General features: G+C 47.4%; 27 protein-coding genes. 8 read left to right on the forward strand and 19 right to left on the reverse strand.

The window, feature by feature from the left end; all coding sequences use genetic code 11:
- Window positions 1-160: 160 nt before the first annotated feature.
- From ACO0KV_RS16820 to ACO0KV_RS16845, 6 genes are all read right to left on the reverse strand, one after another.
- Window positions 161-586 carry a hypothetical protein gene (locus ACO0KV_RS16820; RefSeq protein ID WP_423044070.1) on the reverse strand — a complete coding sequence of 142 codons (426 nt, stop codon included), beginning with the start codon at window positions 584-586 and terminating at the stop codon, window positions 161-163.
- 50 nt (window positions 587-636) lie between these two features.
- Window positions 637-1,155 (reverse strand): Spy/CpxP family protein refolding chaperone, encoded by a 519-nt coding sequence (locus ACO0KV_RS16825; protein ID WP_423044072.1) that lies wholly within the window; start codon window positions 1,153-1,155, stop codon window positions 637-639.
- Between the two features lie 47 nt (window positions 1,156-1,202).
- Window positions 1,203-1,847, reverse strand: a complete 645-nt coding sequence (locus ACO0KV_RS16830) for a glycine zipper 2TM domain-containing protein (RefSeq protein ID WP_423044074.1) — start codon at window positions 1,845-1,847, stop codon at window positions 1,203-1,205.
- A 437-nt stretch (window positions 1,848-2,284) separates the two neighbouring features.
- Window positions 2,285-3,280: a lipoyl synthase gene (gene lipA, locus ACO0KV_RS16835; RefSeq protein ID WP_423044076.1), complete on the reverse strand. Its 996-nt coding sequence runs from the start codon at window positions 3,278-3,280 to the stop codon at window positions 2,285-2,287.
- 32 nt (window positions 3,281-3,312) lie between these two features.
- Entirely contained in the window at window positions 3,313-3,978 is a 666-nt protein-coding gene (lipB, locus tag ACO0KV_RS16840) for a lipoyl(octanoyl) transferase LipB (RefSeq protein ID WP_423044077.1), read from the reverse strand.
- Window positions 3,979-4,134: 156 nt separating this feature from the next.
- Complete coding sequence (locus ACO0KV_RS16845) at window positions 4,135-4,458, reverse strand: DUF2917 domain-containing protein (protein WP_423044079.1); 324 nt, start codon at window positions 4,456-4,458, stop codon at window positions 4,135-4,137.
- Window positions 4,459-4,645: 187 nt separating this feature from the next.
- Between ACO0KV_RS16845 and gcvA the strand changes: the two genes are divergently transcribed.
- Entirely contained in the window at window positions 4,646-5,536 is an 891-nt protein-coding gene (gene gcvA / locus ACO0KV_RS16850; protein ID WP_423044081.1) for a transcriptional regulator GcvA, read from the forward strand.
- Between the two features lie 65 nt (window positions 5,537-5,601).
- Here the strand turns inward: gcvA and ACO0KV_RS16855 are convergent, their stop codons facing one another.
- A complete protein-coding gene (locus ACO0KV_RS16855; RefSeq protein ID WP_423044083.1) occupies window positions 5,602-6,411 on the reverse strand; it encodes a DeoR/GlpR family DNA-binding transcription regulator in 810 nt (269 codons plus the stop codon).
- 409 nt (window positions 6,412-6,820) lie between these two features.
- On the opposite strand from ACO0KV_RS16855, the gene glpD reads away from it, so the two are divergent.
- From glpD to ACO0KV_RS16870, 3 genes are all read left to right on the forward strand, one after another.
- A complete protein-coding gene (gene glpD, locus ACO0KV_RS16860) occupies window positions 6,821-8,353 on the forward strand; it encodes a glycerol-3-phosphate dehydrogenase (RefSeq protein WP_423044085.1) in 1,533 nt (510 codons plus the stop codon).
- Window positions 8,354-8,502: 149 nt separating this feature from the next.
- Window positions 8,503-10,002, forward strand: coding sequence for a glycerol kinase GlpK (gene glpK / locus ACO0KV_RS16865; protein ID WP_423044087.1), 1,500 nt, complete (start codon window positions 8,503-8,505; stop codon window positions 10,000-10,002).
- Between the two features lie 234 nt (window positions 10,003-10,236).
- Complete coding sequence (locus tag ACO0KV_RS16870; RefSeq protein WP_423044089.1) at window positions 10,237-10,944, forward strand: MIP/aquaporin family protein; 708 nt, start codon at window positions 10,237-10,239, stop codon at window positions 10,942-10,944.
- A 112-nt stretch (window positions 10,945-11,056) separates the two neighbouring features.
- Here ACO0KV_RS16870 and ACO0KV_RS16875 read toward each other — a convergent pair whose 3' ends face one another.
- The 12 genes from ACO0KV_RS16875 to ACO0KV_RS16930 form a co-directional block, all read right to left on the reverse strand.
- Window positions 11,057-11,338 carry a DUF493 family protein gene (locus tag ACO0KV_RS16875; RefSeq protein WP_423044112.1) on the reverse strand — a complete coding sequence of 94 codons (282 nt, stop codon included), beginning with the start codon at window positions 11,336-11,338 and terminating at the stop codon, window positions 11,057-11,059.
- 179 nt (window positions 11,339-11,517) lie between these two features.
- Entirely contained in the window at window positions 11,518-12,363 is an 846-nt protein-coding gene (locus ACO0KV_RS16880; RefSeq protein ID WP_423044090.1) for a D-amino acid aminotransferase, read from the reverse strand.
- A gap of 228 nt (window positions 12,364-12,591) precedes the next feature.
- Window positions 12,592-12,825: a hypothetical protein gene (locus ACO0KV_RS16885; RefSeq protein WP_423044092.1), complete on the reverse strand. Its 234-nt coding sequence runs from the start codon at window positions 12,823-12,825 to the stop codon at window positions 12,592-12,594.
- A gap of 194 nt (window positions 12,826-13,019) precedes the next feature.
- Window positions 13,020-14,168 carry a D-alanyl-D-alanine carboxypeptidase family protein gene (locus tag ACO0KV_RS16890; RefSeq protein WP_423044093.1) on the reverse strand — a complete coding sequence of 383 codons (1,149 nt, stop codon included), beginning with the start codon at window positions 14,166-14,168 and terminating at the stop codon, window positions 13,020-13,022.
- A gap of 76 nt (window positions 14,169-14,244) precedes the next feature.
- Window positions 14,245-14,883, reverse strand: coding sequence for an alpha/beta hydrolase (locus tag ACO0KV_RS16895; RefSeq protein ID WP_423044094.1), 639 nt, complete (start codon window positions 14,881-14,883; stop codon window positions 14,245-14,247).
- Window positions 14,880-15,206, reverse strand: a complete 327-nt coding sequence (locus ACO0KV_RS16900; protein ID WP_423044096.1) for a (2Fe-2S) ferredoxin domain-containing protein — start codon at window positions 15,204-15,206, stop codon at window positions 14,880-14,882. Before ACO0KV_RS16900 ends, ACO0KV_RS16895 begins: the two co-directional genes overlap by 4 nt.
- Before the next feature lie 80 nt (window positions 15,207-15,286).
- The gene (locus ACO0KV_RS16905) at window positions 15,287-16,384 is read right to left on the reverse strand and encodes a VanZ family protein (RefSeq protein WP_423044098.1); all 1,098 of its coding nucleotides are present in this window, start codon (window positions 16,382-16,384) and stop codon (window positions 15,287-15,289) included.
- 49 nt (window positions 16,385-16,433) lie between these two features.
- Window positions 16,434-17,111: an ABC-type transport auxiliary lipoprotein family protein gene (locus ACO0KV_RS16910; protein ID WP_423044100.1), complete on the reverse strand. Its 678-nt coding sequence runs from the start codon at window positions 17,109-17,111 to the stop codon at window positions 16,434-16,436.
- Window positions 17,112-17,121: 10 nt separating this feature from the next.
- Window positions 17,122-18,078: an MlaD family protein gene (locus tag ACO0KV_RS16915; protein WP_423044102.1), complete on the reverse strand. Its 957-nt coding sequence runs from the start codon at window positions 18,076-18,078 to the stop codon at window positions 17,122-17,124.
- Window positions 18,079-18,085: 7 nt separating this feature from the next.
- Window positions 18,086-18,868: an ABC transporter ATP-binding protein gene (locus tag ACO0KV_RS16920; RefSeq protein ID WP_423044104.1), complete on the reverse strand. Its 783-nt coding sequence runs from the start codon at window positions 18,866-18,868 to the stop codon at window positions 18,086-18,088.
- Between the two features lie 3 nt (window positions 18,869-18,871).
- A complete protein-coding gene (locus ACO0KV_RS16925; RefSeq protein WP_423044106.1) occupies window positions 18,872-19,996 on the reverse strand; it encodes an MlaE family ABC transporter permease in 1,125 nt (374 codons plus the stop codon).
- A gap of 152 nt (window positions 19,997-20,148) precedes the next feature.
- The gene (locus tag ACO0KV_RS16930) at window positions 20,149-22,032 is read right to left on the reverse strand and encodes a phosphoethanolamine transferase (protein WP_423044108.1); all 1,884 of its coding nucleotides are present in this window, start codon (window positions 22,030-22,032) and stop codon (window positions 20,149-20,151) included.
- Between the two features lie 601 nt (window positions 22,033-22,633).
- Between ACO0KV_RS16930 and rpsL the strand changes: the two genes are divergently transcribed.
- The 4 genes from rpsL to ACO0KV_RS16950 form a co-directional block, all read left to right on the forward strand.
- Entirely contained in the window at window positions 22,634-23,017 is a 384-nt protein-coding gene (gene rpsL / locus ACO0KV_RS16935) for a 30S ribosomal protein S12 (protein WP_186913921.1), read from the forward strand.
- Window positions 23,018-23,159: 142 nt separating this feature from the next.
- Complete coding sequence (gene rpsG / locus ACO0KV_RS16940; RefSeq protein WP_162039546.1) at window positions 23,160-23,630, forward strand: 30S ribosomal protein S7; 471 nt, start codon at window positions 23,160-23,162, stop codon at window positions 23,628-23,630.
- A gap of 129 nt (window positions 23,631-23,759) precedes the next feature.
- Entirely contained in the window at window positions 23,760-25,865 is a 2,106-nt protein-coding gene (gene fusA / locus ACO0KV_RS16945; RefSeq protein WP_423044110.1) for an elongation factor G, read from the forward strand.
- 74 nt (window positions 25,866-25,939) lie between these two features.
- Window positions 25,940-26,105, forward strand: a 166-nt coding sequence (locus tag ACO0KV_RS16950; protein ID WP_423042495.1) for a GTP-binding protein, incomplete at its 3' end; no start/stop codon positions are given.

Below are 26,105 nucleotides of genomic sequence, written 5' to 3' on the forward strand. Positions count from 1 at the left end.
TTGATAACCCGCTGAACCTTCTTGATACCGTTTAACAACGGCCAGTTTGAATTGCTTTGTGTATTTACTCATGAAAACACCCCAAAAGTTAGGACGGGTGTCCAACTTTTGGGGTGCAGTTCAAAATGATGTGCTGGCGTTTTTTTTACGGATCCGTCATTTACTTTTTACTTGCGACTTCAGTCGTCTGATGTGGTGCAGTCGCTTCTCCTGACTTAAAGTCACTGCGATCGAAAGTTAAATTTTGACCAGATACTAAACGGATCCACTCTGGATAGTTGTACGCAGATCCATTGGAGTGATCAACGATTGCACCGACGCCACCACCGAGAAGGATGTTACCAAACATGCTGCCTGCTACTCTAGAAATAACCGTCGCAGAAGCTGGATCATTCCCGTCTTTTTTGCAGATGACACTCAAATTAGAACTGGAGCGATGGATCAATACGCTACCTGGTGTTGTCATGTTAAAACTACCAGAATCGTTTGTTAAGCTGCATTGAGCACCTTCTACCGGCGTTCCATTTGTTGCCAATGTTTCAACGCGAATGGCTTGTGTAGCGCCGCATCTGATACGCATCGCCATAAAAAAAATCCCCAGTAGGTAACTGGGGATTGTATGTAAGCAGAATAAGCTTATTTTGCTGGTACATCCTGATGCGCGTCATTGTTGCCGTGATGCTGTTCCGTATGGTGCCAGCCATGATGATGATGCTGCTGATGCATCGCCATCATATGATGAGCGATATCATCGAACTTTTTACGTTGCTCTGGGGTCAGGCTAGCTTGCAGTTGACTAGTCGCATCGGCAAGGGTAGCGAGCCTTTTAGCATGTTCAGCTGCTAGGTCTGCATGAAACCGCGCAATACTCGCTGCATCCGCATTAACATCAGGATGCTTCATTTGTGTTGGTGTTGCAGTCAGCACAGCGGTATAGTCCTGCCAAGCTTTATCTTGAGCTGCTGTGATACCGAGATGCGTGGCTAATTTTTTTAGATGTTCAGCACGCATTTCTTGATGGTGTTTCATCCACTCTTGTTGCATTGGTTGTGGGCTGCTGTCAGCCGCAAACGCATTGCCGACAGTACCACTCGTGATTGCAAAACTCATTGCGATCGTTGCCAGCAAGCGTGAAATGATAGTCTTAGATGTCATGATTTTTCTTTCGTAGTGTGTTGGGTCAGAGGCTGCAATAATCTGATTTACCAGCGACGATGACCATAAAAACCAAAGCCTAAACCGACGCTCACACCAATTGGCGGTGGACCGTAGTAATAGGAGTTTGGAACATAGATGACGTTCGGTGTGGACTGAACAATGACGGTGTTAGGTGCAGCATTGATATTGCCTGCTTGCAGAGTCGGAATCGCTGGGAAAGCACCTTGATCGGTGACGCGTACTGGCACCCAGTCACCTGGGTCACTGCTGAGGCTCGTGTTGTATTGACGGCCCGCATACTCATAGTTCACGTTATAACCGATGACTTGGTTTTGCATGATTTGTTGCAAATGACAGCGTTGTACATTTTGCGTTACTGGAACTGCATTTTTGCTTTCTACATTGTCGCCGACGATACTGCCAGCGATGACGCCTGCCATCGTTGCCGCAGCTCTGCCGCCACCACCACCGACGGTATTGCCGAGCAAGCCGCCAGCAACGGCGCCGATGACGCTACCAGCACCAGAGTTTCCTGGTTGTACTTGAACTGTGCTGTTTTCACAAACCTGTTGTTGAGCAGGTATGTTCCCCACGATCTGCGTTTTTGAAACGACATGGGCAAATTCTTGGGCGCTGGCGATGTTGGCAGTACATGCCAATGTGATTAAACTTAACATAAATTTCATCATGATTTCCTTCCAAACAAACAAACCAAAACCTTGGTTGTTGAGTATCTTCGTGCAGCAGATACCTCGCTGTTGGTCTTATGATGAATTCTCTTTGTTTCGCTGGAATGTCATAACGAATGTGAATGTAACCTTGCGTATAAGCGTGAAAACAAACGCCCATTGTTGATTTTTAATACGTTAGGGTCGTCATCACATCAAAAGACACGATGACAAGATGAACGAGGTAAGTGGGGGGGCGGTGCTGAGTATTGTTGTGTTACGTTTAAAAAGAAAACGTTAGGTACTGAAAAAAATGTGACAGAATAAAAAAATGACAGCCATCGGTGATATGACTGTCATTGAGTGAAGCATCTTAACAATGGAGAATGAAGTCCAGAAATAAGATAGTCAGGCCAAACCAACACTTATTGCTAAGAATTGGTTTTTTTATTCAGGAATTATTCACCGATACCATGTGCCTGTTGATCAGCGTGGTAGCTGGAGCGGACCATCGCACCGACGGCGGCGTGTGCAAAGCCCATTTTGTAGGCTTCTTCTTCGTACATTTTGAAGACATCAGGATGAACATAGCGACGTACTGGTAAATGATGGCCACTTGGTGCCAGATACTGACCAATCGTGAGCATGTCCACGTTGTGGGCACGCATATCGCGCATGACTTGCAAGACTTCTTCGTCAGTTTCGCCTAGGCCAACCATGATGCCGGATTTGGTTGGGGTGTTCGGGTGCATTTCTTTGAAGCGTTTTAACAGGTTCAGTGAATATTCGTAGTCAGAACCAGGACGCGCTTCTTTGTACAAACGTGGTGCCGTTTCCAGATTGTGATTCATCACATCTGGCGGTGCCATATTTAGAATTTCTAAGGCACGATCCATGCGGCCGCGGAAATCGGGCGTCAGAATTTCAATGCGAGTCTTGGGAGACAGTTCACGGATTTTGCTAATGCATTCGGCAAAATGGGCTGCGCCGCCATCGCGTAAATCATCGCGGTCAACAGAGGTAATAACGACGTAGCTGAGTTTTAGATCGGCAATTGTTTTTGCCAGGTTGGCTGGCTCGTTCACATCGAGCGGATCTGGTCGACCGTGACCCACGTCGCAGAAAGGGCAGCGACGGGTACATTTATCACCCATGATCATGAAAGTTGCTGTGCCTTTACCAAAGCACTCACCGATATTCGGGCAAGATGCTTCTTCACAAACAGTCACCAGATTGTTGGCACGCAGAATATCTTTGATTTCATAAAAGCGTGTCGTCGGTGAACCTGCTTTGACGCGAATCCAGTCTGGCTTAGGCAAACGCTCCATTGGCACGATTTTGATAGGAATTCGCGCAGTTTTACTCGCGCCTTTTTGCTTTTCAGTCGGATCGTAGGCGGTCGTAGCCGCATTGCTGGTTTCAGCGGGAGAGACGGGAGTATTTTCGGTTGTCATGATACGGAGCGGTGTCGAAAAATTTCAAAAATTCAATCGGGTGCAGACAATGCGTCTTGCAAATGTTGTGCGAGGGCGTTTTGTACGTCGGCCAATGCAGCGTGGATACCAAGGGTCTTCATGTCGACTGTTGCCAGTCCTGCATAACCACAGGGGTTGATCCATGAAAACGGTGCCAAATCCATGTCCACATTCAGGGACACGCCATGGTAGGTGCAACCATTACCACGTACTTTGAGCCCTAATGCGGCAATTTTTGCGCCTTTAAATGCGCCGTCACTGACGTAAATACCGGGCGCACCTTCTTTACGTTCACCAGCCAGATTATACGCTGCCAGCGTATTGATCACGGCTTGTTCTATCTTGTGGACGAATTCTCGGGCAAATAAACGCGCTTTTGGATGGCTGCGACGCAGATCCATCATGAGATAAATGACAACCTGACCTGGGCCGTGATAGGTGACTTCACCGCCGCGATCAGTTTGTACTACTGGAACATCGTGCGCCGCTAACACATGCGACTGGTCAGCGCCCAGCCCAAGCGTAAATACCGGCGGGTGTTCGACGATCCAGAATTCATTAGGCGTATTGGCATCGCGCGCGTCCGTAAATGCGCGCATGGCATCGAAAGTCTGCTGATAGGGCTCAAGGCCACGGTGCAGGACGACTGGCTTAGTGGAAGAAGTACTGGTTTGCATAGACCGCTAGTTTAACATTCCTGACCAGCGACTGCCGTTTTTCCTGCGGGATATCTTGATACATCGACTGAAAAAATGACCACGACCAGCATGCGGTGCTGGCTGTGGTGGTGTAGCTTGCCGCAATACGACGAAGTAAATGACGGTCTCACGCCATTAAGCAAAGGCGTGTGTCAGCTTATGCGACAGTTTTTGAAAATAAGTGGCCAGCGCAAAGTCGTTTTGTTTGCTGATGACAGAAGCGCTAACTGTCTGCAACTCGATCAAACTCGTTTGTTGATCAGCCTCAACTACAACCATACGGTTTGCAGGAATGACGACGGTTTCTTCGTCAGTGAGCCAGAAATCGGCCTCATCTCCTGCAATGGTTAGCCAGACCCGACCGCAGACAATTCTGATTTTACGATCGACCGGAGAAACACCCGAGAGTGTGCTACCCGCGTTGATCGTGTACGATTGGTTTGCGAAATTATTTGTCATTTCCATGCTCCTTGTTGTGCAGCAACCAAATCACACAGTCGTGATTTCTAAGGGGAAAATTCAATGCTGCATTGCGATGTTCACATTGTAGGCGTTTGTAATTCAGAAACAAAACGAGAAATTTTGGCTTTGCTTGCTAATTAAATTAGCATTATTATGTGGATGGATAATGACGGATATATGAAAAATGGATATCAGAAAACTGCCTAATTTAGCAGCACTACGTGCCTTTGAAGCGGCGGCGCGTCATCAGAATTTTTCTAAAGCGGCAGAGGAGATTCATTTGACGCATGGTGCGGTGAGTCATCAAGTGCGTACACTTGAAGAAGAGCTTGATATTGAATTATTTACACGTCATGGCAAGCGTCTGATTCTCAATGCCGAAGGTGAGCGTTACGCCGCAGCAATTCGTTTATGTTTGCAAAATCTGGTGGAAGCCACTGAACAGTTGCAAAAACGAAATCAGCAAAAGCGACTCGGTATTACATCATTACCGTCGTTTGCTGCGCGGTGGTTATCGCCGCGCCTAGGGCGGTTTATTGAGCATTACGCAGACCTTGAAGTGAGTTTGCAATCAAGTAATCAGTTAGCCGATTTTTCGAGAGATTCGATTGATATTGGTATCCGCTTTGGTTTGGGGAACTATCCTGGTCTCGTTTCAGAATTTTTGATGGGAGATTATTACTATCCTGTCGTCAGTCCTCGCTATCACGGCGGTCAGTTGCCGCAGAGCCCGGCGGAGCTCGCCGCATCCAATTTACTACGTTGTGAGGAAGAGCCTTGGGAACCTTGGTTTCGGGCGGCAGGCTTAGATAATGAAGAACCGACGAATGGCTTGGTGTACCAAGACGCTTCCATCTTGGCGCGCGCTGCAGTTGATGGTCAGGGGATTGCATTGGGGCGCCATGCGATCGTGCAATCGGATATTGAAAGTGGTCAGCTAATCCGTTTGTTTGATATTGAAATACCCAGTCCAGTTTCTTATCACTTGGTTTATCAGGAGCAGGCGTTGCAAAAACCGCAGGTCAGAGCCTTCCGTGAATGGCTATTAAGCGAAGTGGCACTGGCAAGTCGCTGAGAAAAACTCTGACAAAAACGCTGAACTCGTGCCGTTTGCGACTCATCGCGGTGATGATGAAGATATTAGGCAATAATGACGCGGGTTTTGATTTTTTCAAATGTCGCCAGCATTTGCTCAGGGACAGACTGATCAGTAAATAGCATATCGATCTGGGACATATGCCCTAATTTGACGAGGGCAGGGCGGTCGAATTTTGAGTGATCTGCTGCCAAGAATATTGTTCGGGAGTGCTTGATGATGGCCTCTGATACTCGTACTTCCCGATAGTCAAATTCGCGTAGCGTGCCATCCATTTCAATGCCAGAAATGCCGATGATGCCAAAATCAACCTGAAATTGGTTGATGACATCCACTGCTGCCTCCCCTGTCAGTCCACCATCCCGAGGGCGCACAACACCACCCGTTACGATGACTTCAATATCCTGGTAATTACACATGATACTGGCGACATTCATGTTATTTGTGATCACACGTAAGTGGCGGTGATTCGATAGCGCACGGGCGATTTCTTCCGTCGTTGTACCAAGATTAATAAACAGCGTTGCGTGATCAGGAATATGTTGGGCAACCAAGGTCGCGATCCGGCGCTTTTCATCTGAAAGCAATGTCTGACGCGCTTTGTAAGCCATATTTTCTGCGCTGGACGTTAAACCAGCACCGCCATGAAAACGGCGTAATAAGTTCATGTCCGCCAATAAATTGATATCGCGTCGGATCGTTTGTTGAGTGACCCTGTATTGCGCTGCCAGCTGCTCCACTGAAGCAAAACCATCTCTCTGCACGCCTGCTAACAATTCTTGTTGGCGCAGATTGAGCGACTGTGACAAGGACTGGTCGTAAAGGAGTGAGGAGGGTGCTAAGGGATTTGGCATGGGCGAACTTCCTTGCGATACAAAAATGTTGGAATACGAAAATCGACTATACATGATGCATAGGCAATCATTCTAATCGAAGCGTGTAGTTGATGTATTTCTACAGCAGTCCTCATGGTTTTTAGTGGGTTCTACCGGCTCAAATGTTGATTTAAACACGCTCGTCTTTGCCTGTGTCTTTGGATTGAAAGGTTTTTCGCAACAGTGTGGTGGTTGATCCGTTATGTAGACGGCGTAAATGTTCGAAAACGAACTTGAAATTATTCGTTTGATGATTTATGATCGTTTTTAAACATAAAAGATGAGTTATTCATAAAAGTATTTGGACTAATAATTGGACTCATAATTACTTTTTAATCTTATCTTCCTCTCTACAACTATTTTCTTCACAAAATGGCGGTCTGGCATCATGACGAATGATCTGCAGTTCGATTTGCTGGTGGTGGGTGGCGGTATTAACGGTGCCGGTATCGCCCGTGATGCGGCCGGGCGCGGTTTGCGGGTCTTGTTGTGCGAAAAAGACGATCTTGCCGGACATACGTCGTCGGCCAGTACCAAATTGATTCACGGTGGTTTGCGTTATCTCGAATACTATGAATTTGGCTTGGTGCGTAAAGCCCTGAAGGAGCGTGAAGTGTTGTTACGGGCCGCGCCGCATATTATCTGGCCTTTGCGTTTTGTGATGCCGCATGTGCCACATCTGCGTCCCGCTTGGATGATACGCCTCGGACTTTTTTTATACGACCATCTCAGCAAGCGCGAACTGTTGCCAGGCTCGACTGGCGTCAATCTTAAAAACAGTCAGTTAGGTGCCCCATTGCAGAGCAGTATGCATAAAGGATTTGTGTATTCGGATGCGTGGGTGGATGATGCGCGGCTGGTCGTGTTAAATGCGATGGATGCGCAAGAACGGGGTGCGTGCATTCTGACCAGAACAAAGTTACAGTCGGCGCATCGTGAAGCTGGTGTGTGGCAGGCTACGTTGCTGAAAGATCAGCAAACGGAGATCAAGGTGACAGCGCGTGCTATCGTCAACGCTGCAGGTCCGTGGGCCAGTGAATTACTACACCAGCACTTACATCAGACAGCCAGAAACGAAGTGCGTCTCGTCAAAGGTAGCCATATTGTCGTCAAAAAAATGTTTGAGCACGACCATGCCTACATTTTCCAAAATCCTGATAAACGCATTATTTTTGCAATTCCCTATGAGCATGAATTCACGCTGATCGGCACCACTGATCTTGAGTACAAAGGTGATGCTGGCGCGGTCAACATTTCAACGGATGAAGTGAGTTATTTGTGTGAGTCAGCAAACCGCTATTTCAAACAAAGCATCAAGTCTGCCGACGTGGTCTGGACTTATTCAGGCGTACGTCCTCTGCTAGAGCAGGAGGATGCCGACAATCCTTCAGCGGTCACGCGTGACTACCATCTTGAACTCGATACAGATCAGGATCAGGCGCCGATCTTGTCAGTCTTTGGCGGTAAAATCACCACCTTCCGCTGCCTTGCTGAAGAGGCCGTCAATATGCTCACGGGGCCACTCGGGATCATGAAAGGTCCATGGACGGCACCAGCGTCGTTGCCTGGCGGTGATATACCGAACGCCGATTTTAATGGTTTCTTACGACACATCGAGGCACAATTTTCTTGGCTGCCATCATCCATCGTTTATCGCTATGCGCGCAATTACGGCACCCGTGCTTTAACCTTGCTTGCTGATTGTCATTCACTACAAGACCTTGGCGAGCAACTGATGCCAGGCCTCTATGAGGCAGAGGTCCGGTATTTGGTTGAGCATGAGTGGGCACGATCAACGGACGATATTCTCTGGCGCAGAACCAAGCTGGGATTACATGCGACGACAGCCGGTACAGACGCCTTGGAACAATTGGTAATGCGTTTGCTTGCCGCACTACCTCGTAGAATTGTTGCGTTCTAAATACGCAAACACACCTCATAACAACAAGAGCTGATCGAATCAGTGACTGGGGAACGTAGACCTCATCTCATCATCAAAAAAACCGTACCAGGCGGTGTGACTTACCTGGTAAAAAACTATATCAAAAACCAATCATGGAGAAGACACAAATGGATGGGAAATATATTCTGGCGTTAGATCAGGGGACAACCAGTTCGCGGGCCGTTCTGTTTGATCACAGCGGAAATGTCGTATCTGTTGCACAAAAAGAATTTCAGCAAATATATCCTCAGCCAGGCTGGGTTGAACACGACCCACAAGAAATCTGGTCAACACAGGCGGGTGTCGCTGCAGAGGCTGTCGCGCATGCTGGTCTTGCTGGCGGCTCCATCGCGGCGATAGGAATTACGAATCAACGTGAAACGACCATTGTTTGGGACCGCCAAACAGGCCGACCTCTGTATAACGCCATCGTCTGGCAAGACCGCCGCACGGCAGCGTTTTGCGATCAGTTGAAAGCCCGAGGCTTGGACGACAAAGTCCGCGCAAAAACGGGTTTACCGATTGATGCTTATTTTTCTGCGACGAAGATCCGCTGGATTTTAGATCACGTTGAAGGTGCGCGTGAACTAGCAGCACAAGGAAATCTCGCTTTTGGTACCGTCGATACCTGGCTGGTCTGGAATTTTTCTCAGCAAGAACTGCATGTGACCGATGTCACGAATGCGTCGCGTACTATGTTGTTCAACATTCATACGCTGGAATGGGATCAAGAACTGCTCGATCTTCTGGAGATTCCACGCAGCATGTTGCCTGAAGTCCGTTCGTGCTCCGAAATTTACGGCAAAACCAAGACTTCTTTATTCGCCTCAGAAATTCCTATTGCCGGTATTGCTGGCGATCAGCATGCGGCTTTGTTTGGACAAATGTGCGTCAAACCTGGCATGGTCAAAAACACCTATGGTACAGGTTGCTTCTTAGTGATGAACACGGGTATAAAACCCATCGAATCCAAAAACAACCTCGTCACGACGATTGCTTGGAAAATCGGTGATCAGGTTCACTATGCGCTCGAAGGCAGTATTTTTATCGGTGGTGCTGTCGTGCAATGGTTGCGTGATGGACTTGGCGTTATTCGCAGCGCATCGGAGATCGAAGCCTTAGCGCAAAGTGTGCCGCATAGCGATGGCGTATATCTGGTTCCGGCGTTTGCTGGACTTGGTGCTCCGCACTGGAATGCCCGTGCACGTGGCACGATGTTTGGCGTCACACGTGGTACAACGTCCGCCCACATCGCTCGCGCTGCACTTGACAGTATTGCTTATCAGTCAGTGGATGTATTAAAGGCGATGGAAGCGGATCTGGCAGGTCATATTGCCGAGCTTCGCGTTGATGGGGGAGCTGTGGCCAATAACCTACTGATGCAATTTCAGTCAGATATATTGGGTGTTGATGTGGTGCGGCCACAAGTCACTGAAACGACAGCACTCGGTGCTGCTTATCTGGCAGGTCTCGCCGTGGGTTACTGGAAAGACTTAGAAGAGATTCAGAGCCAATGGAAATTAAATCATCGCTTTACACCTGCCATGCCAGAACAAGAGGTTCGTACTTGCATGAATGACTGGCAGCGAGCAATCAGAGCCAGTAAGGCGTGGGCAGATGACGTCTGAAACGTAGGCAGACGATTCGAAAACATCTGTCTCTACAGAGAATCGAGATGGAAAGACAATAGGATAGCTCGATGAGCTGGCTGTCGGTGGGCTATTGTCTTTACTACTTGAATACGTTGTAGAACTGGATAAAACGCGAGATTTTTTACTGAACAATAACAGGGCGTCGTGAGAAATAATGTCGGCATATGTATGCCAGTCATTCACGCTATCGTCCGGAAAAAAGGCGCATTCATGAATCCATTATTTGCAGAATTTATCGGTACCGCGATATTGGTGTTACTCGGCAACGGTGTTGTTGCCAATGTGATTTTACAAAAAACGAAAGGTTTTAATAGTGGTCTTGTTGTCATTGCCTTAGGGTGGGCAATGGCGGTTTTTGTGGCGGTTTTTTGTACGGCAACAGCGAGCGGAGGGCATCTCAATCCGGTTGTGACGATTGCCTTAGCAGTAGCAAATAAATTCGCATGGTCGCAAGTGCCTGGTTATATTTTGGCGCAAATGGCAGGTGGGATGGCTGGTGCATTTCTTGTTTGGATTATGTATTACAGGCATTTTGCTGAAACGACGTGTCAGGATGCAAAGCTTGCTGTTTTTTGCACTGGACCGGCAATCCGCAGTACCTGTGGCAATCTCGCCTCAGAGGCTATTGCCACCTTTGTTCTGGTATTTGCGGTCTTAAATATGGCGGCACCAAAAATTGGGCTTGGCGCGATGAACGCATTACCTGTTGGCTTGCTCGTGTTGGGAATTGGGGTATCTCTTGGCGGCACAACGGGCTATGCAATGAGTCCGGCCCGTGATCTAGGCCCACGTATCATGCATGCGATGCTGCCAATACCTGGAAAGCGCGATAGCGATTGGAAATACGCTTGGGTGCCTGTCGTCGGACCGCTACTCGGCGCTTTGTTTGCCGCTTTGCTATTCACGCTGACAGCGTAAGATCCTGATACTGACTTGATATCATAGACAATGCAAAAACGCATCACTGAAAACCTGCTGTCGATAACGTCAATAAGGGATGTGACAGCAGGTTCTTTTTTTAGATCTTTGTTTAAAGAACCACTTTTACCATCGGGTGCGCCGATAATTCACGGTACAAATTATCGAGTTGCTCGCGGCTGGTCGCCCAGACGGTGACTGTTAATGCCAGATAGGTGCCTTTACTTGACGGGCGCATATCCATTTTTCCAGCATGGAAACTTGGATCGTAAATTGTTACCACTTCGACCATGGTTTGTGCGAATGCATCATGCATTGCACCCATGATTTTGATTGGGAATTCACTTGGATAAACAATCAGACTTTCTTCTGGGGCAATTGGTTTCATTTCCATCATCGTTCCTTTTCTTTACTTGTTGCTCAGAGAAGCATGTCTACTTGCTACCAAGACATGCTTAACTCATTCACTGTCATACACGCTTAATTCTTAAATCGTGCTTGCCATTGTGTCTGCGTTGGTTTGCTTCAATCCGCAACACCAGATCAAGAAATGAAAACTGATGGCAGGACGTTTTATTCTGCTTTGGCGTGTTGATAAGCCCTAAACAATTGCTGGTAGATGGGGCCTGGTACGCCTTTTCCAATAGTCTGATCGTCAATACGCACAACCGCAAGGACTTCTTTGGTCGCAGAAGATAACATGACTTCATCGGCAGAGAATACTTCTGCCCGTGTGATGCGGCGTGCTTCTAGCGGGATTTTCTCAGCGGCACATAATTCTTGAATCAGTCCGTAACGTATGCCTTCTAAAATGAGGTTGTCTTTAGGCGGTCCCATCATCACGCCATTTTTAACTATCCATACATTCGAAGCCGACGCTTCTGTCAGATAACCATCTCGGAACTGAATGCTTTCAGTCACACCATGTTCTGCTGCATTTTGTGCAGCCAGGACGTTACCAAGTAAAGATATCGATTTGATTTCACAGCGCAACCAACGTTTATCTTCCATCGAAACACAAGCCACGCCTTGTTCACGCGCGCTTGCTGACGGCAGAACGATTGGGTTAGTCATAATGAAAACGGTCGGCGTCGCTTCTTGTGGAAAAGCATGGGCCCGTTTGGCAACACCACGTGTGACCTGAATATATACCATCTGGTCATCGGCTTCATGGGCGGCCATAACTTGCGCTATCAATGTCAACCACTCTTCTTTGCTATGCGGATTTGTAATACCGATCGAAGCTAGACTGCGGAAAAGTCGCGCCAGATGTTGTTCTGAGCGGAACATTTTTCTTGCATAAACAGGAATAACTTCATAAATACCATCGCCAAAGATAAAACCCCGGTCCAACACGGGGATCTTTGCTTCAGAGAGAGGAGTGAGGGAGCCGTTAAGATAGACCAGAGGATCAGACATGATGATGTTTCCGTCAGTGAAATGAGAAATTCATTTTTGCATGATTTGGTACCAAAGGTTATGCAAATTAGTCATATTTAGGTGGGCTATTTTTCATGCCACATCTGTTAATGAGGTTACCTATTCCCCCGAGGGGTGACGTAAATATAAAAAATGAGCTCCAGAATCAATTCGGGAGCTCATTTTTTTGTTGAGGCTGTCGATACGGAAACGAGTTTCGCCGTCCTGCTATCCCCCCGATTTACCAGGCATTTGCAAGGTTTGTCCACGGATGGCATCTTGCATTTGCTCAGGGTTGATGGTCTGTACACGTTTTCCACGCTGCGGCAGGTTGCTTCCGGTGACATAGTCTCCTTCACCAACTTTGTTGGTACCCTTAGAGTCTGCCACCGTGTCGTTGAGTGTTCCGCATGCGCTGAGAATAGCAACGCAAGTCAATGCTAATAGAGTCGTTGTTTTCATAGAGTTCGCTTTATTTTTTAGAAAAAGATCAGGCTTTAGGCACATCCTTTTGTATCCAAATGTATTTTTTAATATATTTAGAACAACTGAAAACTTAACATAACTATATTATTAATGCAAACCTAATAACACTCGGAACTCGCTCCATAGCGCAGTAGAACATCAGACGGAAATGAATTTCCAACGTCTTATGATTACTTTAACATCAGACGAATAGAATCCCAAGCCCGACCAAAAATACTTGCCTGATCGACCTGCTCCAGCGCCGTTACCGGAAATTCAGCGACAGCTTTACCATCGAGCATCATTTTGACTGTGCCAACTTTGCTGTTCAAGCTAATTGGTGCGATGAGGGGATCTTTACGTTCCAGTGCTGGTTTGAGTCTGGCGGCAGAACCTTTTGCTAAGGTCACATACAAATCGTGATCAAAACCAATTTTGACTTGCGCCTGAGAGCCTTTCCAGACTGGTGGTGTATCCAGAGTCTGACCCTTAGCGTAGAGTTTAACAGTATCAAAATTGAGGTAGCCCCAGTTCAGCAGTTTCAGGCTTTCTTGTGCACGGATCTGGTCACTATCTGCACCAGTGATCACGGAGATCAGACGACGTTGGCCGCTGCCGTTAGGACGGTTAGCAGATGAAATTAAGCAATATTTTGCAGATTCAGTGTGACCAGTTTTCATGCCATCGACCGTCGGATCTAACCACAGCAGACGGTTGCGGTTAGGTTGAGTGATCTTGTTGTAGGTATAGCTCTTTGTACTGTAGTACGTTTTGTAAAATGCAGGGAAGTCGCTGATCAGACGAGCTGCCAGTGTCGACAAATCACGCGCCGTGGAGTAATTCTCTGGGCTTGGCAAGCCATGTGGATTGGCATAGTGTGTTGCCTTCATGCCGATGCGTTCAGCCTGACGGTTCATCTGTACGACAAAGGCTTCTTCGCTCCCCGCGACTGCTTCTGCGAGTGCCACGGCCGCATCATTGCCAGAGTCAACGATTAAGCCGTACAACAGTTCATTAATGGTCACTGGTTTGTTTGGCTCAATAAACATTTTTGAGCTGCTGGAATCCACTTTCCAAGCATGTGGAGAAACATTCACACTTTGGTTTAAATCGAGTTTCTTTTCAGTCAGAGCAGTAAATACCAGGTACGCCGTCATGATTTTTGTCAGCGATGCCGGTTCGATCCGCATATCCGGTTCTTGTGCTGCAATGATTTGGCTGCTAGTGACATCGAGTAACAGCCATGAACGAGCTGCGATGGTGGGTGTAGGGAGAGATTGTGCCATCGCGGCTGACATTGTCAGCAATGAGGCGGCAACGGTAGCGAGAAATTTTTTCATTGATGAAACTTATAAAAATAAAAACGGAAAACGGTGGCTTCAGGAAATGACAAGCGATGTAGCTATTCACTACCCCTTAAGCTTTATCCCACAGACTGCTCACTAGTTGTTTGATGTGATGCAGGCGGCGGTGGAAAAAATGGTCGGCACCGGGGATAACGGTGACCGGAATATCTTGTGGTCGTAGCCAGTCGAGTACCGCGGATAACGGAATGGTGTCATCGAGTTCGCCATGAATCAGAATGGTGTTGTCAGGGATCTCAGGCATTGCCCATTTACCTGCTGCTGCACCGACCAGCACGAGACGTTCGGCAGGGTGGTTGTTGGCGATGAGGCGTTGCTGTAGACAAGCCTGTACAAACGTGCCAAAAGAAAAGCCAGCCAATGCAACGGGCAGACCAGGAAAGCGCTTACGCATCTGTTCCAGCAGCAAAGCCATGTCATCGGTCTCACCAATGCCTGAATCATGGATACCTGCAGACTGACCGACACCACGGAAATTCATCCGCACTGTTGCATAACCCAACCCCGTAAAAGTACGTGCCAGTGTTTGCGTTACTTTATTATCCATCGTGCCACCGTACAAAGGGTGTGGATGGGCAACTAAAGCCAGACCGATGGGGGCTGTCAGTGCTTCTGGATCCGGCAGATCCAGTGCGCATTGCAGTGGGCCTACTGCACCCTCTATGAGAAAATGTTCAGTTTGTGCATTCATGAATTTGGTAATTTTAAACGTTCAACGGTACCGCCACCAATCAGGTCAACATCGATAATTTCATCGATATCGGATTGATCTACAAAGGTGTACCAAGTACCTTGTGGATAGACGACCAGTACTGGCCCCTCTTCACAACGATCAAGGCAGCCCGCTTTGTTGATACGAATTTTTCCGTGACCATTCATATCGAGTTGCTTGATGCGACGTTTGGCATGTTCCTGTGCAGCTTGTGCGCCGCGATCTGAACAGCAAGGACGACCGTCCTCACGTTGATTCATGCAAAAAAACACATGTTTTTGAAAATAGAGAGGTTCAGACATGATGATGTTTTCAATAGTTGTCGCGGTGGTGTATGCCGACAAAGGCCCGCATACCAGGTTAGCCGCTATGATACTGCAAACTAGCCCGCTACCGGGCGCGGTTTGCGTAACAAAGCCCATAGCGCAAGAAATGGCCAGAATAAGGATAAGAACTGTGCCGCGCCATTAAAGTTCAAAAATTTCCCCTGAACCCACGCTTGCATGGTGACTTCAAAATAAGGATTGTCTGGAAGGAGGTTGACCACCACGAGGGAAATCAGGAGCAACATCATTGCCAGACGTTTCTGAACATGCACGGGGGCGAACGAAAAGCCATATAACATAATCATGCTGATTACTAAGCCGCCGCGTGCACCTGGCGTGAACCAGGCAAATGCATATTCAGGATTAAACAAGAGAGCGCTCGCCAGCGATTTACAAACAACGGCCATTATCAACAGTAAGAGGGACAAAATCAGTTTCGGTGCATGGCGATTTAATAAACTGAGACAAATCAGGATGGCGCCAGTGCAACCACAAGCAGTGATCAGCGCTTCTGCCAGCAGATATACATCGGCGTCAGGTTCAATACCTTGTAAGAGAAAGGTACTAAGATTGATATCCATATCAAAGAACTGACTTAAATGTTGAGATATTATTGGGAAAATTTCACCCATACCAAAGAGATAGGCCTGCGGGTAGAGCTGTGCCATGGGCCACAATCCCAAAATGACTATTTCACGACTTGATTCCTGAAAGGTCCACTGCTTACGTAATAATTGCAAGCGTCCTTTTTCTATAATCAGGGGCGTCAACATGGCACCCAATACCGCGCCAATCGTCGCACCACCAGCATTGGTCAAAAAGTCCAGCAACGAAGTCACACGGCTAGGTATAAAGTATTGCACCAGCTCCGCAGTAGCAGACACGGTTGATGCGAAAACGATGGCGACTAACACCGCTCGCCAGCGATTGACTCGCGGATACAAAGAAAAAACGATCAGCGTGCCAAAAGGGATGTAGCCAACAATGTTGGTGCCGACATCGAACGTCGTCCAATACCGCGGCCACGCTCGGATCACGTCAGGCAACGCAGATAGATTATTTGCGCGCCAACCGGCAAATGGATACCAACTCGCATACAAAATCAGAAATAAATATGCCACCAGACTCACCCGAGCAAAGGGTGAACTGTGCATGAACTTTCCCGTCTCTGTGTTATCCGGTAACGTCATGATGTGTTACTGCTCACTTGATAGTGAGCTGAAATAGCCATTGTTCCAGGTCGTTAATGAGAAGGTCGCTTGCCTCTTTCATCGCGTAAGCGCCACCCGCTGCGTCAGCTGTTTTGCCTGGGATAGCTGTTGCAAAACGACGTTGGCTGATAATCATATTCCCTTTGCTTAGCGTCGCCCTTACATTAATTTGTGCATGGTTGTCGGAAATGGAGGTAAAGATCTGAGAAAATTCATCGATCTCCAGATGCAGGACTGGTATGCCGCTAATGCTATCGTTGGAGCTGATCAATCGCACACCGCCGGATAGACTTTTTATTTTCAGTCGTTGCGCAAATAATTGCGCTGGCGGCATACTCCAGCGTGCTTGTGCGTAGGTCTTTAACTGCTGGACATTCTCATATTGCAAGCGATACCACATCGCATTACTGTCCAGTGGCGGCACGACCTGGATATCTGCCAGTATGATTTGTACCCTCTGCGCTGGTGATTTTTTATCTGGTGGATTGCTTTGCACATCAGACAGCCCAGAGAGCCCAAAATCATACTGCTGGCGCTGTAAAGCAGTATTGCCAGCACAAGCGCTGATTATACAAACCACGCTGATCAGACCAAAGCGCTTGAACAATCTAGAACTAGTTACGGTTAAGGTCATCGTGATACGAGTCACTGCCTCTGCTAAGCGGGACATAGGTTTTCCTTTATTGTGGAGCGGATACTGGCGCAACAAAACCAGCTTCGCCCGGCCCTGGTGCCGGTGCCAGATTGCCAAATAGAATACTTTGCGGACGCTCATTCAGATTTTCTGTCGTACGATTGATCAGACGCAATGAGCTACGTGCTTCACCAGTCAGTGTCTGAATACGGGGCAGCGTTTCTGTTGTGACGCTATTGCTGATTTGATCCAGCGCATTGTTGAAACGCGCTATCGGTCCATCACTCGATTGCAACTGGCGGCTTAACTGGTTCAGATTCTGTGTAAATTGACCAGCATCAACAGATAAGTTATTGACTGACTTGAGGGTACTCTGGGTTTGATCCATCAAGGCAGGTAGTTTGCTGAGACTCGGCGCGATTTGTTCTGGAACCGCGCCCCATTGATCAGCCGCTTTACTAAAGTGATCAATAGTAGCGAGTAGCGATGTCGGGTTTTGCGGGTCGAGTAAATGATTTATCCGTTGCGTCAATTCCTGTGTCTGATTCAGAATGGCGACACTTTTTTGTTCTAAGCTTTGCAAGAGACTTGGACGTAGTGGGATTTGTGGTAACGCATCGTCATTTACATTCTTGGCGAGCAATATCGAGCCTGTCTGGTTATCATCATCGAGTTGGATAAAGGCGATTCCAGTGACGCCCTGATAGGCCAGAGTGGCAAATGTAGCTGTGGTAATAGGTGTCGTCGGAATGATATCGATACGTAACATAATCTGTCCCGGTACCTTGGGATTAAAGTTAATGTCGGTCACGTTACCAACTTTAATACCCTTATAACGTACCGCGGCTTGCAGATTTAATCCTGATACGGAAGACGACGTGACGATTTCATAGGGGATACGTTGAATTTTATCGCGCCCGAGCCAGATTGCAAAAATGCTAGTGAGTAGCACTAGAGCGATGGTAAAAAAACCAGCAATAAGTGCGTGAGATCGGTTTTCCATGGATTTCCTAATGCCCCGGAGGGGCCATGACTTCCATCGCGCGCACACCGCGTCCGCCGAGGAAAAAACTATTAATAAACGGATGATGGAAGGCGACAACTTCTTGCGGCGTACCAATAACGATCACGCGTTTTTCTGCTAATACGGCAATCCTGCTTGAGAGGGCGAACAAACTATCAAGATCATGCGTCACCATGACGACTGTCAGCCCAAGCTGACGGTGCAGGGATAAAATTAATTGCACAAAGCTGTCCGATCGGTCGGGATCAAGTCCAGCGGTTGGTTCATCCAAGAATAATAACTGTGGATCGAGTGCCAACGCACGCGCCAAGGCAATCCGTTTGATCATGCCACCAGAGAGGTCGGAGGGCATTTTTCGTGCGTGTTCGAAGGCGATATCGACCATCTGCAATTTGAGATAGACGATATCGGTAATTAACTCTTCTGAGAATTTGCCAAACTCGCGCAAGGGCTGAGCAACATTCTCAAAGACGCTGAGTGCGGAATATAAAGCGCCGTGCTGAAACAGCATGCCCGAACGCTTCCGCAGATAATTCAGATGGCCAGCTTTCGGCGCATGAATGTTTTCATTAAAGACGTTGATTTCGCCACGCTTAGGGATTTCTAAGCCAAGCATTTGTCGCATCAAGACGGTCTTTCCGGTGCCAGACCCGCCGACGATCGACAGAATCTCGCCACGCCTTACTTGCAGTTCGAGGTTGTCATGCACGACAGCACGTCCAAACTGGGTACGCAAGCCATGGATATCGATAATATTGTCCGGTTTCATAGCTTAATATCCTGCTTTGCTAAAAATAATCGCAAAAAGGGCATCTGCAATAATCACAACAGTGATGGCAATGACGACTGAGCTGGTGGTGCCACGTCCCAGACTTTCTGTATTGGGCTCAATGCGAAGTCCAAAGTGACAAGCGATCAGCGCGATCAGTAGGCCGAAAGTGGCACCTTTTCCCAGACCGATCCAATAATTGAGAAGCGGTACTGCTTCCGGTAATTTATAGATAAAAAATGCAGGTGTCATACCGAGTAAGGCCTCAGCCGATATCATTCCGCCGATTAATGCCATGATATCGGTCCAGATAACCAGTAACGGCATCGCGATGATCAGTGCTAATACTTTGGGCATAATCAGGCGGAAGCCATGGGGAATCCCCATTACACTCATGGCGTCGAGCTCTTCTGTGACACGCATCACCCCGAGTTGCGCCGTGATCGCTGATCCTGAACGTCCGGCCACCAGAATGGCTGCGAGCATCGGCCCCAGTTCGCGGATAATGCTCATTCCCAGTAAATTGACGATATATAAATCGCCACCAAATGCACGTAATTGTTGTGCTGATAAATAAGATAAAACAATACCGATCAAGATCCCAACCAGTGCCGTAATTCCAAGTGCTTGGGCACCCATGCGGTAGATGTTGGCAGACAGTTCTTTCCATGGCCCCTTTAATGGATGGCGTGCAAATAGCCAGAGGTCGAGCAGTAACTGTCCTAGTAGCGCAATAAAACTGAATAAATGGCTGAAAAATCCCAGAACCCGGTTGCCGAGCAACATCGTGCGTGTCAAGCGCGATTTTGGTGTCGTCGGTAGGGGCATTGCGCTCACGATTGCCAGTCGGTCAAAAATCCCCTCGTGACTGGGTTGCATAATGAGCGAGAAGGGACGTTGCTTGCCCCAGGCGCGCCACAAGGTCTGGGCACCGACGTGATCCAAGTTAGTTAACTGACGTAAATCCCACTGAGCATTTTTCCTCTTCGCCAGGCTTGTGAGCTCTTCGTTGAGTTCTTGTAGTCGGTGGTCATGTGCCAGGGCATTGACCACCCATGCGCCAGCCAGCGTAATCAATGGCTCATCGGAAGTGCTGGCGGTAATTGTAGGCGGAAGATCAGTGGGCATGCAGTAAGTGTAAGCGAGATAACGTTGTTGCCGCAATGGAGCGATTTTTTGTGGCATCGCCGAGAAGAAAGGCCTGCGTCTTATTTGCAGCCCTAAAGTTGCTTGAATGCAACTAAATCGGATGTTCTCTCATATCATTGACGCCCGTAAGCTCATCGAAGCTTTTTTTTCTTCTTTTTGGGAATCGGTTTTTTTGCAATCATTTCATGGCAAGCGCCGCTGATATCGGCGTTATCATAATCAGTCCAGCCGTTGCTATCAACATAGCGGGTATGCTTTTTTAAGTGGCTATTTAAAATGCTCCAGTCCAGTTTCTCATCTGGGGTGTGAATATTGCCCATATCTAGTAGCGTATGGAATACATTTTCGGTCGACAGTTTAAATTGCTGATGCTTTCGTAATTGTTCAATCTTGTCTGAAAACTGCGCCTGATAGGCGTCTGAGAACCAGATAAACGAGGGGATATGGAATTCAAACTGCGTGTTATGTCCATGAAACGCCAACTGACAACTCCCGTCGTAAAGTGTTTGTCCATGATCGGACACATACATCATGGAAGTCAGTTGATCGCTTGCCTTGAGGCGTTGTATTACTTCAGCCAGAATATGATCGGTGTATAAGACCGAATTATCATAGCTATTATTTAATGCGTCTTTATTTTTCAGATCTGTGTATTCCGGATCAACAATACCAAACAGAGATGGCTGCCAGTGATCAAAATCTTTGGGATAACGGTGGCTGTAGTTCCAATGATTGCCCAACGTGTGCAATACAATCAGCTTTTTAGGTCGAGGATCAAGTATCGCACGCGATAACGGCGCCAATAGGACATCATCAAAATTCGAACTGTTGGTAAAGCCACCTAGGTTCAGAAATTCAGTCACATCCGCTTCATTGGCGAAGGCAGAGACTGGCGTATCGAATTTACCAAAACTCATCTGATTGGAGATCCAGAACGTCTTGAAGCCCGCTTCTTTGAAGGCGGCAAGAAAAGACTTTTCTGAAAACCCCGCCTTTAAGCCCATTGTTGCTGGCTTACGTGAAATGATGATGGGGACAGATAATCGGGTTGCAGTCACTGGTGTGACCATGTCTTTCAGACTGACCAAATTACTCTCAGCGGTAAGTCGTGGATTGGTGTCGCGTGGGTAGCCATTGAGGCCCCAGCGATCAAAGCGGGACGACTCTCCGATCACAAGTAATACCGTCTGCGGGGCGTTAAGATCGCCTTCAAGAGTGGCATGAAAACGGAAATTCCGGTTTTTTTCAGCTAATTGCTTCAGATAGTTGCGTTCCGTCCAGAAGTCGATTGCATAGGAGACCAGACCAAATGGCCAGGTTTGTGTCATGACGTCTTCGCTATACGGGATGTTCGCCCACGGAGGCAACTTGCCAAGAGTCTTTGCCGCGCTAAGACGCCATTGTTCCAGCAGTGGGTTGCTAAACGGCTTACCCTTGGTTTCTGTGTTGACAACGGTACTCTCTGCATCGTCTTCTTCACTGCTATCTGGACTGCTGCGTGCAACGATTGGGGTAGCGGCTATACCAACGATAGTGCCATATTGCCAAACGGTGGCGACAGCGAGTGCAAGTGCGATGACAATCCAGCGCGAAACATGTCGCCACTCCAGTTCGGGCGTGGCTTTAGCCGCCTTTAACAGTGCCCACCACCAAGATGTCAGAATGAGCAACAGAAGCACTAACAGCCAGATTTTTTGCCCCAAAAATTCCATTGCTTCAGAGGGACTGGTTTCTACGATGATGCCAAGATGGTGAGTGGAAATGCCTTGGCCAAAATAGAGTCGCAAATAAATTTCAACGGGTGCTGCCAGCATCGCTGGTAAAAGCAAATAATGGAACCAACGGGGGCGCTGCATGACTGCCCAGAAGACCATCCATGCGATGATTTCTGTGACCAGCAACTGCGATGGATGGCTAATCGTCTTACCGAGGAAAAGAGAAAAAAAGGCAACCGCTGACAGCAATAAATAGCTGATTAATAAGAAACAAGTCCGAGGCCGTAGTAAAAAACGCATTGTCAGGTCGTTCGCCGTTGTAGGGTAAATCAATCAAAAAGGGGAGAAGGGCGCGCAAGAGTCGCTGCTTATAGTGACGCTGTGCATGCTAATTAACGCGCCGGACGAGAGTATTTAACGAAAGCATTGAACGAAAGCGCGACAATATAAATGATTTGTGACCAAAACGGTGTGACTTTTGGTATCAGTGGAAGAGGGAAGCTGCCAATAGCTCATAATGGTGGTAAAAAGATATCTTTGGCTCGCGTCGCACTTCTTATTTGCCATTGATCTTTACACGATGTTGTAGAAAAACTTGATTTTTCGAAAATTTTTCCTACTCTGAGAGGCCGTATATCTGCCCTTCCGTCAAGTCCTCTTTACATAAAAAGCGTTGACATGCTTGTTCAATGGGGCATAAAATTGCGAGTTCTCGATTTTGGGTTTCTACTTTTTAAATTCAGCCTTGCATAAAAAATGCAATTTTGATGCTTAAAAAGCAGGCAAGTCCAAGTAAAAAATCGAGCTCGTCTGAATATTCGGACGTAAAAAATGATTCTTAGTTCCCGGGCAACCGTTTCCGGGTTTGTGTTTAACGTTGTATTTTGTTGGATTAAAAACGATGCCAACCATCAATCAACTGATTCGCCAACCACGTGTTTCAGCACGTGTAAAGAGCAAATCGCCGGCGCTGGAAAACAGCCCGCAGAAACGTGGCGTTTGCACCCGCGTTTATACTACAACTCCAAAAAAGCCTAACTCGGCTTTGCGTAAAGTTGCTAAAGTTCGCCTCACCAACGGTTTCGAAGTTATTTCGTACATCGGCGGTGAAGGTCATAACCTGCAAGAACATAGCGTAGTGTTGCTCCGCGGTGGTCGTGTTAAGGATTTGCCAGGTGTTCGTTACCATATGGTTCGTGGCGCATTGGATACCCAAGGTGTTAAAGACCGTAAGCAAGCTCGTTCCAAATATGGTTCTAAGCGCGCTAAGGCAGTTAAGAAGTAATTATCTCGTAATTTAATCTCCGTAAAATTTACGGATCAGTGTCGGTTCGGAATGAGCCGAGTAAGTGACCGGTTATGATGGCCTGTCGCGAGTGCCAGTAAAGTGTTATTCGGTACTCAACTGAAGATTGAAAGGAATTGAAATGCCACGTCGTCGTGAGGTCCCGAAACGGGACGTATTGCCGGATCCAAAATTCGGTAATGTAGAAGTAGCAAAATTTGTTAACGTATTGATGTTGTCCGGCAAGAAGTCTGTTGCTGAAGGCATCATCTACGGTGCATTCGACCACATCCAACAAAAATCTGGTAAAGATCCATTGGAAGTGTTCGCTCTGGCAATCAATAATGCAAAGCCACTGGTTGAGGTTAAGTCCCGCCGTGTTGGTGGTGCAAACTACCAGGTGCCTGTAGAAGTTCGTCCAGTTCGCCGCTTAGCTTTGTCTATGCGTTGGTTGCGTGAAGCCGCTAACAAGCGTAGCGAAAAATCCATGCCACAACGTTTGGGTGGAGAATTGCTGGAAGCCGCTGAAGGTCGTGGCGGTGCAATGAAGAAACGTGATGAAGTCCATCGTATGGCTGAAGCCAACAAGGCCTTCTCTCACTTCCGCTTCTAAGAGTAAGAGTAGGGAGCCTTTGTATGATATTTATGCAACGGCTCTGGCAAGTATTTTGAATCAGGCCGGGCGCGATTTTTACAAGAAAATTGCGCTCGGTTTTGTCCATTAAAAGATTTAGGATTATCTATGGCCCGTAAGACCCCCATTGAGCTCTACCGCAATATCGGTATTTCCGCTCACATTGATGCAGGTAAAACGACGACAACTGAACGCGTTCTGTTCTACACCGGTGTAAACCACAAAATCGGTGAAGTGCATGATGGCGCTGCTACCATGGATTGGATGGAGCAAGAGCAGGAACGTGGTATTACTATTACTTCAGCAGCGACTACTTGCTTCTGGAGCGGTATGGCGAACAACTTCGCACCTCACCACATCAACATCATTGATACACCAGGCCACGTTGACTTCACGATTGAAGTTGAGCGTTCTATGCGTGTTCTCGATGGTGCTTGCATGGTTTACTGTGCAGTGGGCGGTGTTCAGCCTCAATCAGAAACAGTATGGCGTCAAGCAAATAAGTACAAAGTTCCACGTTTGGCATTCGTCAACAAAATGGATCGTACCGGCGCGAACTTCTTCAAAGTGTACGATCAAATGCGTGCACGTTTGAAAGCGAACCCAGTGCCTCTGCAAGTGCCTATCGGCGCTGAAGATTTGTTCGAAGGCGTTATCGATCTGGTTAAGATGAAAGCGATCTTCTGGGATACAGCATCTCAAGGTATGAAATTCGAATACCGTGATATCCCTGAAAATCTGTTAGCTGAAGCGCAAAAATGGCGTGAAAACATGGTTGAAGCAGCTGCTGAAGCCAGTGAAGAATTGATGAACAAATACCTTGAAGAAGGTGATTTGTCTGAAGCTGACATCAAGCAAGCATTGCGTGCACGTACTATCGCTTCCGAAATCGTTCCTATGATGTGCGGTACTGCATTTAAGAACAAAGGTGTTCAGGCGATGTTGGATGCAGTTATTGAATACCTGCCATCTCCATTGGATATTCCACCAGTTCCTGGCGTGAATGATGATGACGAGCCAGTTGTTCGTAAAGCTGAAGATACAGAGAAATTCTCTGCGTTGGCGTTTAAAATTGCAACTGATCCGTTCGTTGGACAATTGTGCTTTATCCGTTGCTACTCCGGCACATTGAATTCAGGCGATAGCGTTTATAACTCTGTTAAAGAGAAAAAAGAACGTATCGGTCGTCTGGTGCAGATGCATGCGAACCAACGTGAAGAAATCAAAGAAATGATGGCGGGTGATATCGCTGCTGTGGTTGGTCTGAAAGACACAACAACTGGTGACACGCTGTGTGATGAAAAAGCAATCGTTGTTCTGGAACGCATGATATTCCCAGAGCCAGTTATTTCTCAAGCTGTTGAGCCAAAAACAAAGGCTGACCAAGAGAAAATGGGCTTGGCATTGAACCGTTTGGCTGCTGAAGATCCATCTTTCCGCGTACGTACAGACGAAGAATCTGGTCAGACAATTATCGCCGGTATGGGCGAGTTGCATCTGGACATTATCGTTGATCGTATGAAACGTGAATTCAATGTGGAAGCAACTGTTGGTAAGCCACAAGTTGCGTACCGCGAAACAATTCGCAAAACTTGCGAAGAGATCGAAGGTAAATTCGTTAAGCAATCTGGTGGTCGTGGTCAATACGGTCACGTTGTATTGAAGATCGAACCGCAAGAACCAGGTAAAGGTTTTGAATTCGTTGACGCAATCAAAGGTGGTACTGTTCCACGTGAATACATCCCTGCAGTTGAAAAAGGTGTTCGTGAAACATTGACATCCGGTGTATTGGCTGGCTACCCAGTGGTTGACGTTAAAGTTACCCTGTTCTTCGGTTCTTACCATGACGTTGACTCCAACGAAAACGCGTTCCGTATGGCGGGTTCGATGGCATTCAAAGATGGCTGCCGTAAAGCAAGTCCAGTCATTCTGGAACCAATGATGGCGGTTGAAGTCGAAACACCAGAAGACTACGCTGGTACTGTGATGGGTGACTTGTCTTCCCGTCGCGGTATGGTGCAAGGTATGGATGAAATTGCTGGCGGTGGCGGCAAAATCATTAAAGCTGAAGTACCTTTGTCTGAGATGTTTGGTTACTCCACATCCCTGCGTTCAGCAACTCAAGGTCGTGCAACATATTCCATGGAATTCAAGCACTACTCTGAAGCGCCTAAGAACGTTATCGATGCAATCGTAACATCGAAATCTAAGTAATTCGTATTAAAAACCTGCCCCATGCCGGGGTAGGTACTATGTTAATAAATCGTTCTTTTTGAAGGAAGAATAAAATGGCAAAAGGTAAGTTCGAACGCACCAAGCCGCACGTCAACGTCGGTACAATTGGTCACGTTGATCACGGTAAAACTACACTGACAGCAGCGATTGCGACAGTATTGTCCAAGAAATTTGGCGGCGAAGCAAAAGCCTACGATCAAATTGACGCAGCACCAGAAG

Origin of the sequence: Undibacterium sp. RuRC25W (assembly GCF_049339825.1) — a bacterium.
Lineage (GTDB): Bacteria > Pseudomonadota > Gammaproteobacteria > Burkholderiales > Burkholderiaceae_D > Undibacterium.

Excerpts from the sequence above, each read along its gene's own strand:
- ACO0KV_RS16820 (WP_423044070.1), bottom strand. The coding sequence starts at position 586 with ATGGCGATGCGTATCAGATGCGGCGCTACACAAGCCATTCGCGTTGAA.
- ACO0KV_RS16825 (WP_423044072.1), bottom strand. The coding sequence starts at position 1,155 with ATGACATCTAAGACTATCATTTCACGCTTGCTGGCAACGATCGCAATG.
- ACO0KV_RS16830 (WP_423044074.1), bottom strand. The coding sequence starts at position 1,847 with ATGATGAAATTTATGTTAAGTTTAATCACATTGGCATGTACTGCCAAC.
- lipA (WP_423044076.1), bottom strand. The coding sequence starts at position 3,280 with ATGACAACCGAAAATACTCCCGTCTCTCCCGCTGAAACCAGCAATGCG.
- lipB (WP_423044077.1), bottom strand. The coding sequence starts at position 3,978 with ATGCAAACCAGTACTTCTTCCACTAAGCCAGTCGTCCTGCACCGTGGC.
- ACO0KV_RS16845 (WP_423044079.1), bottom strand. The coding sequence starts at position 4,458 with ATGACAAATAATTTCGCAAACCAATCGTACACGATCAACGCGGGTAGC.
- gcvA (WP_423044081.1), top strand. The coding sequence starts at position 4,646 with ATGGATATCAGAAAACTGCCTAATTTAGCAGCACTACGTGCCTTTGAA.
- ACO0KV_RS16855 (WP_423044083.1), bottom strand. The coding sequence starts at position 6,411 with ATGCCAAATCCCTTAGCACCCTCCTCACTCCTTTACGACCAGTCCTTG.
- glpD (WP_423044085.1), top strand. The coding sequence starts at position 6,821 with ATGACGAATGATCTGCAGTTCGATTTGCTGGTGGTGGGTGGCGGTATT.
- glpK (WP_423044087.1), top strand. The coding sequence starts at position 8,503 with ATGGATGGGAAATATATTCTGGCGTTAGATCAGGGGACAACCAGTTCG.
- ACO0KV_RS16870 (WP_423044089.1), top strand. The coding sequence starts at position 10,237 with ATGAATCCATTATTTGCAGAATTTATCGGTACCGCGATATTGGTGTTA.
- ACO0KV_RS16875 (WP_423044112.1), bottom strand. The coding sequence starts at position 11,338 with ATGGAAATGAAACCAATTGCCCCAGAAGAAAGTCTGATTGTTTATCCA.
- ACO0KV_RS16880 (WP_423044090.1), bottom strand. The coding sequence starts at position 12,363 with ATGTCTGATCCTCTGGTCTATCTTAACGGCTCCCTCACTCCTCTCTCT.
- ACO0KV_RS16885 (WP_423044092.1), bottom strand. The coding sequence starts at position 12,825 with ATGAAAACAACGACTCTATTAGCATTGACTTGCGTTGCTATTCTCAGC.
- ACO0KV_RS16890 (WP_423044093.1), bottom strand. The coding sequence starts at position 14,168 with ATGAAAAAATTTCTCGCTACCGTTGCCGCCTCATTGCTGACAATGTCA.
- ACO0KV_RS16895 (WP_423044094.1), bottom strand. The coding sequence starts at position 14,883 with ATGAATGCACAAACTGAACATTTTCTCATAGAGGGTGCAGTAGGCCCA.
- ACO0KV_RS16900 (WP_423044096.1), bottom strand. The coding sequence starts at position 15,206 with ATGTCTGAACCTCTCTATTTTCAAAAACATGTGTTTTTTTGCATGAAT.
- ACO0KV_RS16905 (WP_423044098.1), bottom strand. The coding sequence starts at position 16,384 with ATGCACAGTTCACCCTTTGCTCGGGTGAGTCTGGTGGCATATTTATTT.
- ACO0KV_RS16910 (WP_423044100.1), bottom strand. The coding sequence starts at position 17,111 with ATGTCCCGCTTAGCAGAGGCAGTGACTCGTATCACGATGACCTTAACC.
- ACO0KV_RS16915 (WP_423044102.1), bottom strand. The coding sequence starts at position 18,078 with ATGGAAAACCGATCTCACGCACTTATTGCTGGTTTTTTTACCATCGCT.
- ACO0KV_RS16920 (WP_423044104.1), bottom strand. The coding sequence starts at position 18,868 with ATGAAACCGGACAATATTATCGATATCCATGGCTTGCGTACCCAGTTT.
- ACO0KV_RS16925 (WP_423044106.1), bottom strand. The coding sequence starts at position 19,996 with ATGCCCACTGATCTTCCGCCTACAATTACCGCCAGCACTTCCGATGAG.
- ACO0KV_RS16930 (WP_423044108.1), bottom strand. The coding sequence starts at position 22,032 with ATGCGTTTTTTACTACGGCCTCGGACTTGTTTCTTATTAATCAGCTAT.
- rpsL (WP_186913921.1), top strand. The coding sequence starts at position 22,634 with ATGCCAACCATCAATCAACTGATTCGCCAACCACGTGTTTCAGCACGT.
- rpsG (WP_162039546.1), top strand. The coding sequence starts at position 23,160 with ATGCCACGTCGTCGTGAGGTCCCGAAACGGGACGTATTGCCGGATCCA.
- fusA (WP_423044110.1), top strand. The coding sequence starts at position 23,760 with ATGGCCCGTAAGACCCCCATTGAGCTCTACCGCAATATCGGTATTTCC.